The organism is Klebsiella sp. HMSC25G12 (assembly GCF_001807705.1).
GTDB classification, from domain to species: Bacteria; Pseudomonadota; Gammaproteobacteria; order Enterobacterales; family Enterobacteriaceae; genus Klebsiella; species Klebsiella variicola.
Genome location: NZ_KV789801.1, coordinates 49,362 through 66,526, shown reverse-complemented (window position 1 = coordinate 66,526; position 17,165 = coordinate 49,362). Strand labels below are relative to the sequence as shown.

Genomic DNA, 17,165 nt, shown 5'->3' with positions numbered 1-17,165 from the left:
AACGTTTGTGTCGCGATTCAACGAGAGACAGTCTACGATTCAGGCTGCAAACATGCGTCAGGGGGTGTAAAACAACGTAAAGTCATGGATTAGCGGGCCTTGATGACGTAATTTCTGCCTCGGAGGTATTTAAAAGATGAATAAAATCCTGTTAGTTGATGATGACCGGGAGCTCACCTCCCTGTTAAAAGAGCTGCTCGATATGGAAGGTTTTAACGTGCTGGTGGCCCATGATGGGGAACAGGCGCTGGCCCTTCTGGACGACAGCGTTGATTTATTGCTGCTCGACGTGATGATGCCGAAGAAAAACGGTATCGATACGCTGAAAGAGCTGCGTCAGACACACCAGACCCCGGTTATCATGCTAACAGCGCGCGGGAGCGAGCTGGATCGCGTTCTCGGCCTTGAGCTGGGCGCGGATGACTATTTGCCTAAGCCGTTCAACGATCGTGAACTGGTGGCCCGTATACGCGCGATTCTGCGCCGTTCCCACTGGAGCGAGCAGCAGCAGACGACCGAAGCCGGATCGCCAACGCTGGAAGTGGATGCCTTAAGCCTGAACCCGGGCCGCCAGGAAGCCAATTTCGATGGTCAGACGCTGGAGCTCACCGGTACCGAGTTCACCCTGCTCTATCTGTTAGCGCAGCATCTCGGCCAGGTAGTGTCGCGTGAACATTTAAGCCAGGAAGTGTTAGGCAAGCGCCTGACGCCGTTCGACCGCGCCATCGATATGCATATTTCCAACCTGCGGCGTAAGCTGCCGGAGCGCAAAGATGGCCATCCATGGTTTAAAACGCTGCGTGGTCGCGGGTATCTGATGGTTTCCGCTTCATGATTGGAAGTTTGACTGCACGCATCTTCGCCATCTTCTGGCTCACGCTGGCGCTGGTGTTGATGCTGGTGCTGATGTTGCCCAAACTGGATTCCCGGCAGATGACCGAGCTGCTGGAAAGCGAGCAGCGTCAGGGCATCATGATCGAGCAGCACGTCGAGGCCGAGCTGGCCAACGATCCGCCAAACGACCTGATGTGGTGGCGCCGTCTGTTTCGCGCCATCGATAAATGGGCGCCGCCGGGACAACGCCTGCTGCTGGTGACCAGCGAAGGCCGCGTGATCGGCGCAGAACGCAACGAGATGCAGATCATTCGTAACTTTATCGGCCAGGCCGATAATGCCGATCATCCGCAGAAAAAACGCTATGGCCGCCTGGAAATGGTGGGCCCGTTTTCCGTCAGGGACGGTGAGGATAACTATCAGCTCTATCTGATTCGTCCCGCCAGCACCTCACAATCCGACTTTATCAACCTGCTGTTTGATCGACCATTGCTGCTGCTTATCGTCACGATGCTGGTCAGCGCCCCGCTGCTGCTGTGGCTGGCGTGGAGCCTGGCGAAACCGGCGCGTAAGCTGAAAAACGCCGCCGACGAAGTCGCCCAGGGCAACCTGCGCCAGCATCCGGAGCTGGAAGCCGGGCCGCAGGAGTTCTTAGCCGCTGGCGCCAGCTTTAACCAGATGGTCACCGCGCTGGAGCGGATGATGACCAGCCAGCAGCGGCTGCTGTCGGATATCTCGCATGAGCTGCGCACACCACTTACGCGCCTGCAGTTGGGCACCGCCCTGCTGCGTCGCCGCAGCGGTGAGAGCAAGGAGCTGGAGCGCATCGAAACCGAGGCGCACCGGCTGGACAGCATGATCAACGACCTGCTGGTGATGTCGCGCAATCAGGCCAAAAATGCCCTGGTCAGCGAGACGGTGAAAGCCAATCAGCTGTGGGGCGAAGTGCTGGACAACGCGGCGTTTGAAGCCGAGCAGATGGGTAAATCTTTCACCGTTGAATATCCGCCGGGCCCCTGGCCGCTGTACGGTAACCCTAATGCGCTGGAAAGCGCGCTGGAGAATATCGTCCGCAACGCCCTGCGCTACTCGCACACGAAGATTTCCGTCAGCTTCTCGGTGGATAAAGACGGGATTACGGTTAACGTCGACGACGACGGCCCGGGCGTCAGCCCGGAGGATCGCGAACAGATTTTCCGGCCATTCTACCGGACCGACGAGGCGCGCGACCGCGAGTCCGGCGGCACCGGTCTGGGGCTGGCGATTGTCGAAACCGCTATTCAGCAGCACCGCGGTTGGGTGAAGGCCGACGACAGCCCGCTGGGTGGTTTGCGCTTAACCCTTTGGCTGCCGCTGTATAAGCGCACCTGACTCTGTCCCGGCTTGCGCTGCGCTAAGCCGGGAGCATCCCCGAAAATACTCAATATGGGGGAATTATTTCCCCCACAATCTCCGCGAACTATCCTCGATCTTGCCGCTTAAACGCCGCTTCTGCATCGTTCTGCTCCAGCTCACCGACAGGCCCGCAGCCGACAATAAACGATGATACTGATCATCATCAAACGGCATCTGCCAGGCAATCGCCCCGGCCTCATGGACACTGACATCGCTCAGCCGGGAAACCAGTTCGAGGGGCGCATCGCTGGAGACTTGCCCCCCGGCAATCACCCGATACAACCAGCCGGTCTTCCCGCTGTTTTGCACCAGCTGCGCCATATCACCGATCGCAAAATGAAAGTTGAGCTTGAAGCACGGCGATCGCGGCTGGGTGACCTGGATCAGCGCCTCGCCCCAGCGAAAGATATCGCCGATATAAACATTTTGCTCGGTAAGCCCGGTGGTGGAGAGGTTTTCGCCGAACGCCGGCGCGCAGAAGCGCTCGGCCTGCTGGGGGAATTCACGCATCCAGTCGGCATAGTGTTCGCCCGGATAGTGGCACAGCGCGCGGTCCGGCCCGCCGTGAATTTTCTTCTCCGCCTGCTCATCCCCATCGAGGCCGAGATCGCCGAGCTGCAATTCGCCATCGACCTGGATTTTGCCGATCGCGCTGGGGCGACTGCCCGCGTAGTCCCTGATTTTGCCGACAAAGACATTCACCGGATAATGCATGGCTGCTCTCCTTGCTACAGATATAAAAAAAGCGAGTCATCAGACTCGCTTCTCTCTTAGCGCAATGCAACCTTATTTTTTAGCGGCAAAACGCGCTGCAGCTTCGTCCCAGTTCACTACGTCCCAGAAGGCTTTGATGTAGTCCGGACGACGGTTCTGGAATTTCAGGTAATAAGCGTGTTCCCACACGTCCAGACCCAGGATCGGGAAGCCGGAAGCGCCGGAAATGGCTTCGCCCATCAGCGGGGAATCCTGGTTGGCGGTGGAGACAACGGCCAGTTTGTCACCTTTCAGGACCAGCCACGCCCAGCCAGAGCCGAAACGGGTCGCAGCGGCTTTTTCGAATTCCGCTTTGAAATTGTCTACAGAGCCGAAATCGCGCTCGATAGCCGCTTTCAGGTCGCCCTGCAGGGTGGTGCCGGTTTTCAGGCCTTTCCAGAACAGGCTGTGGTTAGCGTGGCCGCCCGCGTTGTTACGCAGTACGGTCTTTTTGTCAGCCGGCAGCTGATCCAGCTTGGTGATCAGCTCTTCAGCGGACAGGTTAGCGAACTCCGGCAGGCTTTCCAGCGCGGCGTTGGCATTGTTCACGTAGGTCTGATGGTGTTTAGTGTGATGGATCTCCATCGTCTGCTTGTCGAAGTGCGGTTCCAGAGCATCGTAAGCGTACGGCAGGGATGGCAGGGTATAGCTCATAATCATCTCCATTATTGTCGAGCGGCTCAAGTGTTAACGCCGCGTAAGCAGTTTGTCCATTATAGTTAATTAAATGGTATTGAAAATGCTTATCAATGCCGTATTTTTCATATGGATATAACCAGAAGAAATACCCGTCATTTTGTGATGTAGAACAACTAATTAAGCCCATGGTTGCCAGGGTTCGCCATCCTGTGGCAACGGCTTGAAGGCGGCCAAAGCGGCTAATTTTTACACTCATCACATCGGAAGCCGCCGTCTCCGATAAAAAAAGATGAGGATAAAATCAATGAACCACGCGATTACGATGGGTATTTTTTGGCATTTGATAGGGGCCGCCAGTGCCGCCTGTTTCTATGCCCCGTTCAAAAAAGTAAAACACTGGTCGTGGGAAACCATGTGGTCGGTTGGAGGGATCGTCTCCTGGCTGATCCTGCCCTGGGCCATCAGCGCCACGCTGTTACCCGACTTCTGGGCCTACTACCGCTCCTTTAACGCCTCCACGCTGCTGCCGGTCTTCCTGTTCGGCGCTATGTGGGGCATCGGTAATATCAACTATGGCCTGACCATGCGCTATCTTGGCATGTCGATGGGGATTGGCATCGCCATTGGCATCACGCTGATTGTCGGCACGCTGATGACGCCGATTATTAACGGTCAGTTTTCGGTGCTGATGCACACCCAGGGCGGTCAAATGACGCTGCTCGGCGTGCTGGTGGCGGTGATTGGCGTCGGCATCGTCACCCGCGCAGGCCAGCTGAAAGAGCGCAAAATGGGCATCAAAGCCGAAGAGTTCAATCTGAAGAAAGGACTTCTGCTGGCGGTGATGTGCGGTATCTTCTCCGCAGGGATGTCGTTCGCGATGAACGCCGCCAAACCGATGCATGACGCCGCCGCAGCGCTCGGCGTCGACCCGCTGTACGCGGCGCTGCCAAGCTACGTAGTCATTATGGGCGGCGGGGCGCTGGTCAACCTCGGCTTCTGCTTTATTCGTCTGGCGAAAGTGAAGAACCTGTCAGTCAAAGCCGATTTCTCGCTGGCCAAACCGCTCATCATCAGCAACCTTCTGCTCTCCGCCCTCGGCGGCCTGATGTGGTATCTCCAGTTCTTCTTCTATGCCTGGGGCCACGCCAGCATTCCGGCGCAGTATGACTATATGAGCTGGATGCTGCACATGAGTTTCTACGTGCTGTGCGGCGGTCTGGTGGGTCTGGTGCTGAAGGAGTGGAACAACGCCGGTCGTCGTCCGGTGAGCGTCCTGAGCCTCGGCTGCGTGGTGATCATCATCGCCGCCAATATCGTCGGTCTGGGGATGGCCAGTTAACCACCGGGTCATCAGCCAGACAACGACGGTCTTCAGGCGGCGGCGCGACTGCGCTGCCGCCACTGCCCCGGCGACATGCCGATTTCCCGGCTAAAAACCACCGAAAAGTAGTTACTGTCCTCAAAGCCGCACTGCATGGCGATATCGCCGATTAAGCGCTCGGTATGCTGCAGCAGATACTGCGCATGGCAGATCCGCAGCTGGCGTAAATAGTGATTGATGGTCATCCCGGTTTGCTGGCGAAACTGCTGGCGAAGCGCCCGCTCGCTGCCGCCCTCCTGCTCGCAGAAACGCTCCAGAACAAAGGGGCGGCTGAGGCTGGCCGCCAGCGCGGCCAGCAGTTTGTCCAGCAGCGCTTCGCGCTGCGTCGCCGCGGGATCATCCGTCGCGTAGCGATGGCGCTGCAACGTCAGCGCCAGCTGGGCAAAAAGCAGTTCGGCCATCGCATTTCCCTGCGCGTCGCGCCGGGCGCACTCATGCTCAAGCTGGCTAATCACCTGGCGCGCCTGCGCCATACCTGTGCTGCCCATGCGCCAGTGGGGCTTCCACGGCGTGCCAAAGAGGCCAGGGATCGTCCCCGCCCAGTCAAAATTGAGCTGCAGCCGCTCCGGGCAATAGATGATGTTCTGCAGGACTAAATCATTAACCGAAGCATAGGAGTGTTTATCTTCGGCGCGAATATAGAACAGATCGCCGCGGGTAATGCGCCAGGGGCGATCGTTAAGGACGTGCAGCCCGTTGCCGCGCCACACCAGCACCAGCTCGCAGAACTCGTGGGTATGCTCGGCAAAAACATTTTGCGGGTAGCGGTCAGCCACCGCCACTGCCTGCGTGGCGGAAGGGAAAAACTCCTCTTTACGTAGAATCAGACCGGCCACGGCTCACACTCCAAACGCGGATAAGGGCGCATTATTCGCGTTTTTAGCCCGCAATACGTTGACTCTTCTCGCGTTACTGAAGAATGGCGTCGCGGCCCTGGCGGATATCGCGCGGCGACCAGTCAAATTCGCGGCGAAAAAGCGTCGAAAAGTGGTTACTGTCGCCGAAGCCGCAGCGAAAAGCGATATCAGTCACGCTTTCATCGCTGTGGCGCAGCAGATGCCGGGCCTTCATCAGGCGCACCCGATTAAGATAGCGCTGCGGCGTCAGGCCGGTCTGCTGCTTCAGCTGGCGGTGCAGGGTACGCAGCGACAGCGAAAACTGCGCCGCCACCTCCTCCCAGCAGATCTCCTGGGCAAAATGATCTTCCAGCCAGGCCAGCAGCTGATTCAGCCGCGCATCATTGTTGGTAGCCTCTTCCGCAAGACTGCTTTTACGCAACAGCACCAGCAGCTGCATAAACAGGATCTCACGGCTGGCGACGGCATGGGTATCCGTTTCGCTCCCCATGGCCTCCATCTGCGCCACGATATGCCGAACCTGCTGCAGGACCGTCTGGTTCACCCGCCAGTGCGACGGGTAGTTCCCCTCCTGCTCCTGGGGCAGCAGTTGGCTGACCCCGGCGAGAAAACGAAACGCATCCGGCGCGCGATAGAGCACGTTGGTCAGACACAGGTTATCCGTATGCTCGTACAGATGCCGGTCGTGATCGCGAATAAAGCAGACCGAACCGCCGCCGATGGTATAGGGCTGACCATTGAAGACGTGAATACCCGTGCCCTGCTCCACGATGACAATTTCATGGAAATCATGGTGATGTTCCGGAAAGGCCGACTGAGGGAGGCGGGGTTCAATAGCCACCGTCGAGATCCCGGCCTTAAAGAAATCCGTACTGTGCAATATGGTCATGATGCCACCCTCGTAATGAGAAAAATTATCAGTCACCGGCTGATAGTAATGAAGGGTTGGCTATCCGGCCTTCAATTTTTGACCATGAAATTCGTAAATCCTGCCGCTTTTTCAAGAATCAGCCGGAAAGATACGGAACTGCGGACGCCATCACATCCCCCTCGCCACCCCCTAAAACCGCAAATTGTGATTTCCCTCACGGTCACCTTTGCTTTCTTGCCAGCGGCCAGTTTTGACTGTCCGTAGCGAGAAGGTGTCAGTAAGCGGCCTTTTTTAGACTGCGGACAATGATTTTAAGAAGGGTCTTTCCATGAGTATTCGTCATTGTGTCGCCGTCGATTTAGGCGCCTCCAGCGGGCGGGTGATGCTCGCCAGCTATCAGTCCGGGCCACGCGCCCTGATCCTGCGGGAAATTCATCGCTTCACCAACAGCCTGCAGAAGGTGGATGGCTTCGACTGCTGGGATGTGGATAGCCTGGAAGGCGAGATCCGTCGCGGGCTGGAGAAAGTGTGTGAGCAGGGCATCCTGATCGACAGTATCGGCATCGATACCTGGGGGGTGGATTATGTCCTGCTGGATAAGCAGGGCCAGCGCGTCGGACTGCCGATCTCCTATCGCGACGACCGCACCCAGGGCCTGCTACGTCACGCTGAAGAACAGCTGGGCCGGGCGGAGATCTATCGCCGCAGTGGTATTCAGTTTCTGCCGTTTAACACCCTTTACCAGCTGCGCGCCCTGGTGGAGCAGCAGCCGGAGCTGGTCAGTCAGGCCGCGCATGCCCTGCTGATCCCCGACTATTTCAGCTTCCGCCTGACCGGCAATCTGAACTGGGAATATACCAACGCCACCACCACCCAGCTGGTTAACATCAATAGCGATAGCTGGGATGAGACGCTGCTGAACTGGACCGGCGCGCCGTTGGCGTGGTTCGGAACGCCGACCCACCCCGGCAATGTGATTGGTCACTGGATCTGCCCGCAGGGCAACCGTATTCCGGTGGTCGCTGTCGCCAGCCACGACACCGCCAGCGCGGTGATCGCCTCTCCGCTGGCCGACCGTGATGCCGCCTATCTCTCCTCCGGCACCTGGTCGCTGATGGGGTTTGAAAGCCTGACCCCATACAACTGCGACGCGGCGCTGCAGGCCAATATCACCAACGAAGGCGGAGCGGAAGGCCGCTATCGGGTGCTGAAAAATATCATGGGCCTGTGGCTGCTGCAGCGGGTGCTGAAAGAGCAAAACGTCAGCGACCTGCAGGGGCTGATCGCCCGCACCGCCGCGCTACCGGCGTGCCGCTTCATGATTGACTGCAACGATGACCGCTTTATCAACCCGGCCAGTATGAGCGCCGAGATCCAGGCCGCCTGTCGCGATGCCGGGCAGCCCGTTCCTGAAAGCGATGCCGAGCTGGCGCGCTGCATTTTCGACAGCCTGGCGCTGCTCTACGCCCGGGTGCTTAACGAGCTGGCGGCGCTGCGCGGCCAGCCCTTCAGCCAGCTGCATATCGTCGGCGGCGGCTGCCAGAACGCGCTGCTTAACCAGCTGTGCGCTGACGCCTGCGGGATCGCCGTCGTGGCCGGCCCGATAGAAGCCTCCACCCTCGGCAATATCGGCATCCAGTTAATGACCCTCGACGAGCTGGCCAATGTCGATGAGTTTCGTCAAGTGGTGCGCGACAACGCGGCGCTCACCGCTTTTACCCCCAATCCTGATAGTGAAATTGCCCGTTTCGTGGCGCAGTTTCAGCCACAACAGACCAAGGAGCTTTGCGCATGACCACTCAACTTGAACAAGCCTGGGAAATTGCTAAGCAGCGCTACGCCGCCGTCGGCGTGGATGTCGAGGAGGCCCTGCGCCAGCTGGACCGTCTGCCCGTCTCCATGCACTGCTGGCAGGGTGACGACGTCGCCGGTTTCGAAAACCCGGCGGGAAGCCTGACCGGCGGCATCCAGGCGACCGGCAACTACCCGGGCAAAGCGCGCAATGCTGAAGAGCTACGCGCCGACCTTGAGCAGGCGCTGAGCCTGATCCCGGGACCAAAGCGTCTCAACCTGCACGCTATTTACCTGGAATCCGACGCGCCGGTAGCGCGCAATGAGATTAAGCCGGAGCACTTTAAAAACTGGGTTACGTGGGCGAAAGCCAACAAACTGGGGCTGGATTTCAACCCCTCCTGCTTCTCGCATCCGCTGAGCGCCGACGGCTTTACCCTGTCGCACGCCAACGATGAGATCCGCCAGTTCTGGATCGACCACTGCAAAGCCAGCCGTCGCGTATCCGCTTATTTTGGCGAACAGCTGGGTACCCCATCGGTGATGAATATCTGGGTGCCGGACGGCATGAAAGATATTACCGTTGACCGCTTCGCGCCGCGCCAGCGGTTGCTGAATGCCCTTGATGAAGTGATCAGCGAGAAGCTCGACCCGGCGCACCATATTGACGCCGTGGAGAGCAAGCTGTTCGGCATCGGCGCCGAAAGCTACACCGTCGGCTCCAACGAGTTCTATATGGGCTACGCCACCAGCCGCCAGACGGCGCTGTGTCTCGATGCCGGCCATTTCCACCCGACGGAAGTGATCTCCGACAAAATCTCTGCCGCCATGCTCTACATCCCGCGCCTGCTGCTGCACGTCAGCCGCCCGGTACGTTGGGACAGCGACCACGTGGTGCTGCTGGATGATGAAACCCAGGCCATCGCCAGCGAAATCATTCGCCATAACCTGTTTGACCGCGTGCACATCGGCCTCGACTTCTTCGATGCCTCCATCAACCGCATCGCAGCCTGGGTGATTGGTACCCGCAATATGAAAAAAGCGCTGCTGCGCGCCCTGCTGGAACCAACTGCTCAGCTTCGTCAGCTGGAGAACGACGGCGATTACACCGCCCGCCTGGCGCTGCTCGAAGAGCAAAAATCGCTGCCGTGGCAGGCTATCTGGGAGATGTACTGTCAGCGTCACGACACGCCGGCGGGCAGTCAGTGGCTGGACAACGTGCGGGCTTATGAGAATGCGGTTCTGAGCCAGCGCGGGTAATGCACGGGCTTTCCCGGGTCGCGGCTGACGCCTTACCTGGGCTACGAACTGCGCGATGTTGCCAGAGCGCACCGAACAGTTCCCTCTCCCCTGTGGGGAGAGGGTTAGGGTGAGGGGCTACCCCCACCGAATCAACAGGAAAGACAAGACTATGCAGACCATTATCGACGCCTGGTTCGTCCAGGGCATGATCAAAGCCACCTCCGACGCCTGGCTGAAAGGCTGGGACGAACGCAACGGCGGCAACCTGACGCTGCGTCTGGATGAAGCGGATATCGAACCTTATGCGGCGGATTTCCACGCCAAACCGCGTTACATCGCCCTCAGCCAGCCGATGCCAATCCTGGCCAACCAGCCATTTATCGTCACCGGCTCCGGCAAATTCTTCCGTAACGTCCAGCTCGACCCGGCCGCTAACCTCGGCGTGGTAAAGGTCGACAGCGATGGCGCGGGATACCATATCCTGTGGGGCCTCACCGAGGATGCCGTACCGACCTCCGAGCTGCCGGCACACTTCCTGTCGCATAGCGAGCGCATCAAACTGACCGGCGGCAAAGACCGGGTGATCATGCACTGCCATGCCACCAACCTGATCGCCCTGACCTATGTTCTGGAGAACCACAGCGATCTGTTCACCCGCAAGCTGTGGGAAGGTAGCACCGAATGTCTGGTGGTCTTCCCGGACGGCGTCGGCATTCTGCCGTGGATGGTGCCGGGCACCGATGAAATCGGCCAGGCGACCGCCGAAACCATGCAAAAACACTCGCTGGTGCTGTGGCCATTCCACGGCGTCTTCGGCAGCGGCCCCACGCTGGATGAGACCTTCGGCCTGATCGACACCGCCGAGAAGTCCGCCGAAGTGCTGGTGAAAGTCTTGTCCATGGGCGGGATGAAGCAGACCATCACCCGCGAAGAGCTTATCGCCCTTGGCAAACGCTTCAACGTGCAGCCGCTGCAGTCCGCTTTAGATCTTTATCCATAACAACATCGCGCCCCGCTCACCGAGACGGGGCGAAATATCACCTGCAAACCCTACAAAACTAACTCATGTGGAGTAAAAGCAATGAAAACAAAGACAAGCTTGATCCTCACCGTTGCCGCCCTGGCGTTGTCCGGTTCCGCCTTAGCCGAAGTTAAAATCGCCCTTGTGGCGAAATCGCTGGGAAATGGCTTCTTCGAAGCCGCCAACGCTGGCGCCCAACAGGCAGCCAAAGAGTTAGGTGATGTCAAAGTGATCTACACCGGCCCGACCACTACCACCGCCGAAGCGCAGATCGACGTGCTGAATGGGTTGATCGCCCAGGGGGTGGATGCGATCGCCATTTCCGCCAACGATCCGGACGCGGTGGTGCCGGTGCTGAAAAAAGCGATGCAGCGCGGCATCAAGGTGGTCTCGTGGGACTCCGGCGTGGCGCCGGCAGGCCGCCAGATCCATCTTAACCCCTCGAATAACGCCTTAATTGGCGAAACCAACGTCAAGCTCGCCGCCGATGCGCTGAAGGCGCTGAACGTTGAGAAAGGCGAGGTGGCCGTGTTAAGCGCCACCCCAACCTCCACTAACCAGAACATCTGGATTGAGGAGATGAAAAAGGTGCTGCCGCAGTATCCGTCCGTGCAGCTGGTCACTGTCGCCTACGGGGATGATCTGTCGGATAAAAGCTACCGCGAAGCGGTGGGCCTGCTGAAATCATATCCGGACCTGAAAGTCATTGTTTCGCCGTCGTCGGTGGGCATTGTTGCCGCCGCGCAGGCGGTGAAGGATCAGGGCAAAATCGGCAAAGTCTATGTCACCGGGCTGGGGCTGCCGTCGGAAATGGCCGGCGCGATCAAGTCCGGCGCCAGCAAAAGCTTCGCCATCTGGAATCCGATTGACCTGGGCTACGCCGCCACCTATCTGGCCGACGATTTAGTCAAAGGCACGGCGACCAAAACCGAAGCCAGTATGGGCAAGCTGGGCAAAGTGAAGCTGGATGCTGAGGGGAATGGCGCGATGGCCGAGCCGTTCGTCTACGATGCGAGCAACATCGATAAGTTCTCGAAAATTTTCTAACCCTTGTTCCCTCACCCCGGCCCTCTCCCGGAGGGAGAGGGGGAAAGGCTGGTCCTCTGCACGATGTGGCCAGCGGACGCCGGACCGTACCCACGCCCCTTTGGGGAGAGGGTTAGGGTGAGGGGTGATTTTTGTGGAGAACTATCATGTCAGCATCAACGCCACTGCTGTCGCTGAAGGGGATCACCAAGATTTTTCCCGGTGTGCGCGCCCTTGAGAACGTGCAGCTTGATCTCTGGCCCGGCAAAGTGACCGCCTTAATCGGCGAAAACGGCGCGGGGAAATCCACGCTGGTCAAAGTGATGACCGGTATTTATCAGCCCGAAGAGGGCGAGATCCTCTATAAAGCGATCCCTATTCATCTGCCAACGCCGGAATCGGCGCATAAGGTAGGGATCACCGCCATTCACCAGGAAACCGTGCTGTTTGACGAACTCTCGGTCAGTGAAAATATTTTCGTCGGCCAGTATCTGTATAAGGGACTGTTAAAAACGCTCGACTGGCCGGCGATGCACCGCAGAGCCAGCGAGATCCTCACCCGGCTGGAAGTCCAGATCGACCCGCGGGCCACGCTGAAAACCCTCAGCATCGCCCAGCGGCACATGGTGGCGATTGCCCGGGCGCTGGCTTTCGACGCCCAGGTGGTGATCCTCGATGAGCCGACCGCCGCGCTCTCCCAGCATGAAATCCTGGAGTTTTATCACATCGTTGAGCGTCTGAAGCAGGACGGCAAAGCGATCCTGTTTATCTCGCATAAGTTCGATGAAATCTTCGAGGTGGCCGATTATTACACCATCCTGCGCGATGGGGTGTACGTCAGCTCCGGGGCGATAAGCGACATCACCGAAGAGCGAATGGTGTCGATGATGGTGGGCCGGGCGATCACCCAAACCTACCCGAAAATCGACTGCACGCCCGGAGAAACGGTGCTGGAGGTGACCGATCTCTGTCATCCTACCGAGTTTGCCCATATCAGCTTCCGCCTGCGCAAGGGCGAAATTCTCGGCTTTTACGGCCTGGTGGGCGCCGGACGCACCGAGCTGATGCAGGCGCTCTCCGGTGTCTCGCGTCCCTCCTCCGGCGAGATCCGCCTGAACGGCAGCCCCATGCGCTTTCGCCAGCCCGCCGACGCCATCCGCGCGGGCATCGTCTGCGTGCCGGAAGAGCGGCAGAAACAGGGAGCGATCATCGCCCTGCCCATCGCCCAGAACATCAGTTTACCGCAGCTCAGCAAGCTCAACCCTAACGGCATTCTGAACGACGCCCGGGAATGGCGGCTGGCCGACGAGTACGCCTCGCGCCTGCAGGTTAAAGCCTTCAGCTGGCGGCAGCCGGTGGAGACCCTCTCTGGCGGCAACCAGCAGAAAGTGGTGATCGGCAAATGGCTGGCGACCCATCCCGAGGTGATTATCCTCGATGAGCCGACCAAAGGCATCGATATCGGCTCAAAAGCCGCCGTGCATCAGTTTATGTCCGAGCTGGTCAGCCAGGGGCTGGCGGTGATTATGGTGTCGTCAGAGCTGCCGGAAGTGATGGGCATGGCCGACCGGATTATCGTGATGCACGAAGGGCTGATGGTCGCCGAATACCAGGCCGGGGAAGCGACAGCGGAAACCATCGTTAGCGCCGCCAGCGGCATCGGCCAGGAGGCGGCATGATGGGACACGCATGGCTTAAACATCGCGAAGCGCTGCTGGCGGTGGTCATCATTTTGATGATCGGCGCCATCGGCAGCCGGGCGCCGTCGTTCGTTTCACCGGGCAATCTGGTGGAGATGTTTAACGATACCGCCATCCTTATCATTCTCGCCCTCGGGCAGATGATGGTGTTGCTCACCAAAGGCATCGATCTGTCGATGGCCGCCAACCTGGCGCTGACCGGGATGATCGTCGCCCTGCTTAACGCCCACTATCCGGGTATTCCGGTGGTGGCGCTGCTGGCACTGGCAACCCTGCTGGGCCTGCTGATGGGGATGATTAACGGCCTGCTGGTCTGGCGCCTCGGCATTCCCGCCATCGTGGTGACCCTGGGCACCATGAGCATTTATCGCGGCATTATCTTCCTGCTGACTGACGGCGGCTGGGTTAACTCACATCAGATGAGCGCTGATTTTCTCAGTCTGCCGCGCAGCACGCTCATGGGATTACCGCTTCTGAGCTGGTGCGCCATCGCCGCGCTGCTGCTGGTGGGTTATTTCCTGCGCTACAGCCGCACCGGCCGGGCCTTATACACCGCAGGCGGCAACGCGACGGCGGCGTACTACACCGGCATTAACGCCGGAAAAATGCAGTTCGTCAGTTTCTGTCTCTCCGGCGCGCTGGCCGGCTTCTGCGGCTATCTGTGGATCTCGCGCTTCGCCGTCGCCTATGTCGACGTGGCGAACGGCTTTGAACTGCAGGTGGTCGCGGCCTGCGTGATCGGCGGTATCAGTACCATGGGCGGAAGCGGACGGGTGCTGGGCTGCCTGTGCGGCGCGCTGTTCCTCGGGGTCATCAATAACGCCCTGCCGGTGATCGGCATCTCGCCCTTCTGGCAAATGGCGATCTCCGGGGCGGTGATCGTCATGGCGGTGCTGCTCAACGAGCGCGGCAATCGCGGTCACGGGCGGTTAATCCTGCGCAACGCGGCGTTAGCCCGACAGAAACAGGCGGTAAAATCATGAGCAAGATGATGGTATCTGAAGAGATGAAAAACGCCCCGGCCGCGCCGTCGCCGCTGCGCCGCCTGCTGTGCTGGGAAGGGTTTTTACTGGCGGTCACCCTGGCGGTATTTATCGGCAACGCGGTGGCTTCCCCGTACTTCCTCAATATCTGGAACCTCTCGGACGCGACCTTTACCTTTACCGAGAAGGCGATCGTCGTCCTGCCGATGGCGATGCTGATTATCGCCCGGGAAATCGATCTGTCGGTGGCCTCGACGATGGCGCTCAGCTCAACGGTGATGGGCTTCTGCGCGGCAGCGGGGGTGGACACCCCGCTGCTGGTGGTCATCGGTCTGGGCGTAGGTCTGCTGTGCGGCCTGTTCAACGGCTTGCTGGTGACTCGCTTTAACCTGTCGTCCATTGTGATCACCATCGGCACCATGAGCCTGTATCGCGGCATCACCTATATCCTGCTGGGCGATCAGGCGCTCAATCACTATCCGGAGAGCTTCGCCTGGTTCGGCCAGGGCTACGTGTGGGGGGCGCTCTCTTTTGAGTTTGCGCTGTTTATCCTCCTCGCGGCCGCCTTCACCTTCCTGCTGCATAAAACCAACTTTGGTCGCCGGACCTACGCCATCGGCAATAACCCGACCGGCGCCTGGTTTTCGGGGATCAACGTTAAGCGTCATAACCTGGTGCTGTTCGCGCTGGTCGGGCTGATGGCCGGGCTGGCGGCGGTCCTGCTGACCTCACGGCTCGGCAGTACCCGCCCTACCCTGGCGATGGGCTGGGAGCTGGCGGTTGTCACCATGGCGGTGCTCGGCGGCGTCAATATTCTTGGCGGCTCCGGCAGCATGCCCGGGGTGATCATTGCCGCCTTTCTGATGGGGCTGGTGACCTTCGGCCTGAGCCTGCTGAACGTCCCCGGCATCGTGATGTCGGTGATTATCGGCGCCATGCTGATCGTGGTGATCTCCCTGCCGATTATGACCCGGCGGATGATGCAGCGAAGACGATGTTAATTTCCCCCTCACCCTGGCCCTCTCCCCAAGGGAGAGGGGACTGCCCGGCGCACGCAGGCAGCCTGTAGTCCGGGACCGGTTTTCCCCCTCTCCCTGCGGGAGAGGGCTGGGGTGAGGGGAAACGGATTTTCCAAAATCAACATTAAGGAGAATTATCATGAGTTTTATGTTGGCACTACCTAAAATCAGCCTCCACGGCGCAGGCGCTATCGGTGATATGGTTAAACTGGTGGCCGGTAAGCAGTGGGGCAAGGCGCTGATCGTCACCGACGGTCAACTGGTGAAGCTGGGCCTGCTGGACAGTCTGTTTTCCGCGCTGGATGAACAGCAGATGGCTTATCAGCTATTTGACGAGGTGTTCCCCAACCCCACCGAAGCGCTGGTGCAGCAAGGCTACGCGGCTTACCAGGCGGCCCGCTGCGATTACCTGATCGCCTTCGGCGGCGGTAGCCCGATTGATACCGCCAAGGCGATAAAAATCCTCACCGCCAACCCTGGTCCCTCCACAGCCTACTCCGGTGTCGGCAAAGTGAAAAACGCTGGCGTGCCGCTGGTGGCCATCAACACCACCGCCGGCACGGCGGCGGAGATGACCAGCAACGCAGTGATTATCGATAGCGAGCGGCAGGTAAAAGAGGTGATTATCGACCCGAACCTGATCCCGGATATCGCCGTCGACGACGCCAGTGTGATGCTCGACATCCCGCCAGCCGTTACCGCCGCCACCGGCATGGACGCCCTGACCCACGCCATCGAGGCCTTTGTCTCCGTTGGCGCCCATCCCCTGACCGACGCCAACGCCCTCGAGGCCATTCGCCTGATTAACCTGTGGCTGCCGAAAGCGGTAGACGATGGGCACGATCTGCAGGCCCGCGAGCAGATGGCGTTTGGCCAATACCTGGCGGGCATGGCGTTCAACAGCGCCGGTCTCGGGCTGGTACACGCCCTGGCCCATCAGCCTGGCGCCACCCACAACCTGCCGCACGGGGTGTGCAACGCCATCCTGCTGCCGATCATCGAAAACTTTAACCGCCCGAACGCGGTGGCGCGCTTCGCCCGCGTGGCGCAGGCGATGGGCGTCGATACCCGCGGCATGAGCGATGAAGCTGCCAGCATGGAGGCCATCAACGCCATCCGCGCGCTGAGCAAACGCGTAGGGATCCCCCAGGGTTTCAGCCAGCTTGGCGTCAGCAAAGCCGATATCGAAGGCTGGCTGGATAAAGCGCTGGCCGACCCGTGCGCGCCGTGTAACCCGCGCCCCGCCAGCCGCGATGAGGTTCGCGAGCTCTATCTGGAGGCCTTATGATCCGTAAAGCTTTCGTCATGCAGGTGAACCCCGACGCGCACGAGGAGTACCAGCGCCGCCATAATCCCATCTGGCCGGAGCTGGAGGCAGTGCTGAAGGACCACGGCGCGCACCATTACGCCATTTATCTCGATAAAGAACGCCATCTGTTGTTCGCGACGGTGGAGATTGAGTCGGAAGCCCGCTGGGAGGCGGTCGCCAGCACGGAAGTGTGCCAGCGCTGGTGGAAATACATGCGCGAGGTGATGCCCAGCAACCCGGATAACAGCCCGCTGAGCGCGGAGCTCAAAGAAGTGTTTTATCTGGCGTGAAATCATGGCTGCCTCGCTGTGCTGAGTGGGGCAGCCGTTTTCAGCGCTGAGTAG

Annotated in this window: 16 protein-coding genes; 12 read left to right on the top strand and 4 right to left on the bottom strand. The window is 59.5% G+C overall.

The genetic code is table 11. The features are described from left to right. The first annotated feature begins 136 nt into the window (after positions 1-136). Positions 137-835 carry an envelope stress response regulator transcription factor CpxR gene (cpxR, locus tag HMPREF3096_RS02285; RefSeq protein ID WP_002882901.1) on the top strand — a complete coding sequence of 233 codons (699 nt, stop codon included), beginning with the start codon at positions 137-139 and terminating at the stop codon, positions 833-835. Then, positions 832-2,205, top strand: coding sequence for an envelope stress sensor histidine kinase CpxA (cpxA, locus tag HMPREF3096_RS02280; RefSeq protein ID WP_008807874.1), 1,374 nt, complete (start codon positions 832-834; stop codon positions 2,203-2,205). The genes cpxR and cpxA overlap by 4 nt, the downstream gene beginning before the upstream one ends. Before the next feature lie 63 nt (positions 2,206-2,268). On the opposite strand, the gene yiiM is transcribed toward cpxA, so the two are convergent. Then, positions 2,269-2,943 carry a 6-hydroxyaminopurine reductase gene (gene yiiM, locus HMPREF3096_RS02275; RefSeq protein ID WP_032731548.1) on the bottom strand — a complete coding sequence of 225 codons (675 nt, stop codon included), beginning with the start codon at positions 2,941-2,943 and terminating at the stop codon, positions 2,269-2,271. Between the two features lie 72 nt (positions 2,944-3,015). Continuing rightward, the gene (sodA, locus tag HMPREF3096_RS02270) at positions 3,016-3,636 is read right to left on the bottom strand and encodes a superoxide dismutase [Mn] (protein WP_004203668.1); all 621 of its coding nucleotides are present in this window, start codon (positions 3,634-3,636) and stop codon (positions 3,016-3,018) included. A gap of 289 nt (positions 3,637-3,925) precedes the next feature. Between sodA and rhaT the strand changes: the two genes are divergently transcribed. Continuing rightward, positions 3,926-4,960, top strand: a complete 1,035-nt coding sequence (gene rhaT / locus HMPREF3096_RS02265) for an L-rhamnose/proton symporter RhaT (RefSeq protein ID WP_012543269.1) — start codon at positions 3,926-3,928, stop codon at positions 4,958-4,960. 32 nt (positions 4,961-4,992) lie between these two features. Here the strand turns inward: rhaT and rhaR are convergent, their stop codons facing one another. Both rhaR and rhaS (HMPREF3096_RS02255) read right to left on the bottom strand, forming a co-directional pair. Then, positions 4,993-5,838, bottom strand: coding sequence for an HTH-type transcriptional activator RhaR (rhaR, locus tag HMPREF3096_RS02260; protein ID WP_008807878.1), 846 nt, complete (start codon positions 5,836-5,838; stop codon positions 4,993-4,995). 73 nt (positions 5,839-5,911) lie between these two features. Further along, positions 5,912-6,748 carry an HTH-type transcriptional activator RhaS gene (gene rhaS / locus HMPREF3096_RS02255; RefSeq protein ID WP_008807880.1) on the bottom strand — a complete coding sequence of 279 codons (837 nt, stop codon included), beginning with the start codon at positions 6,746-6,748 and terminating at the stop codon, positions 5,912-5,914. Between the two features lie 310 nt (positions 6,749-7,058). Between rhaS (HMPREF3096_RS02255) and rhaB the strand changes: the two genes are divergently transcribed. From rhaB to rhaM, 9 genes are all read left to right on the top strand, one after another. Then, positions 7,059-8,525, top strand: coding sequence for a rhamnulokinase (rhaB, locus tag HMPREF3096_RS02250; protein ID WP_032731547.1), 1,467 nt, complete (start codon positions 7,059-7,061; stop codon positions 8,523-8,525). Next, complete coding sequence (gene rhaA / locus HMPREF3096_RS02245; RefSeq protein WP_012543272.1) at positions 8,522-9,781, top strand: L-rhamnose isomerase; 1,260 nt, start codon at positions 8,522-8,524, stop codon at positions 9,779-9,781. The genes rhaB and rhaA overlap by 4 nt, the downstream gene beginning before the upstream one ends. 151 nt (positions 9,782-9,932) lie before the next feature. Then, positions 9,933-10,763 (top strand): rhamnulose-1-phosphate aldolase, encoded by an 831-nt coding sequence (gene rhaD, locus HMPREF3096_RS02240; protein ID WP_008807883.1) that lies wholly within the window; start codon positions 9,933-9,935, stop codon positions 10,761-10,763. A gap of 81 nt (positions 10,764-10,844) precedes the next feature. Next, positions 10,845-11,831 carry a rhamnose ABC transporter substrate-binding protein gene (rhaS, locus tag HMPREF3096_RS02235; protein ID WP_022064613.1) on the top strand — a complete coding sequence of 329 codons (987 nt, stop codon included), beginning with the start codon at positions 10,845-10,847 and terminating at the stop codon, positions 11,829-11,831. Between the two features lie 146 nt (positions 11,832-11,977). Continuing rightward, a complete protein-coding gene (locus tag HMPREF3096_RS02230; RefSeq protein ID WP_032731546.1) occupies positions 11,978-13,489 on the top strand; it encodes a sugar ABC transporter ATP-binding protein in 1,512 nt (503 codons plus the stop codon). After that, on the top strand, positions 13,486-14,493 hold the full coding sequence (locus HMPREF3096_RS02225) for an ABC transporter permease (protein WP_008807886.1): 1,008 nt from the start codon (positions 13,486-13,488) through the stop codon (positions 14,491-14,493). Before HMPREF3096_RS02230 ends, HMPREF3096_RS02225 begins: the two co-directional genes overlap by 4 nt. Further along, positions 14,490-15,494 (top strand): ABC transporter permease, encoded by a 1,005-nt coding sequence (locus tag HMPREF3096_RS02220; protein ID WP_012969223.1) that lies wholly within the window; start codon positions 14,490-14,492, stop codon positions 15,492-15,494. Before HMPREF3096_RS02225 ends, HMPREF3096_RS02220 begins: the two co-directional genes overlap by 4 nt. A gap of 157 nt (positions 15,495-15,651) precedes the next feature. After that, positions 15,652-16,800: a lactaldehyde reductase gene (gene fucO / locus HMPREF3096_RS02215; protein WP_032731545.1), complete on the top strand. Its 1,149-nt coding sequence runs from the start codon at positions 15,652-15,654 to the stop codon at positions 16,798-16,800. Further along, positions 16,797-17,111: an L-rhamnose mutarotase gene (gene rhaM, locus HMPREF3096_RS02210; protein WP_002882870.1), complete on the top strand. Its 315-nt coding sequence runs from the start codon at positions 16,797-16,799 to the stop codon at positions 17,109-17,111. The genes fucO and rhaM overlap by 4 nt, the downstream gene beginning before the upstream one ends. The last annotated feature ends 54 nt before the right edge of the window (positions 17,112-17,165 follow it).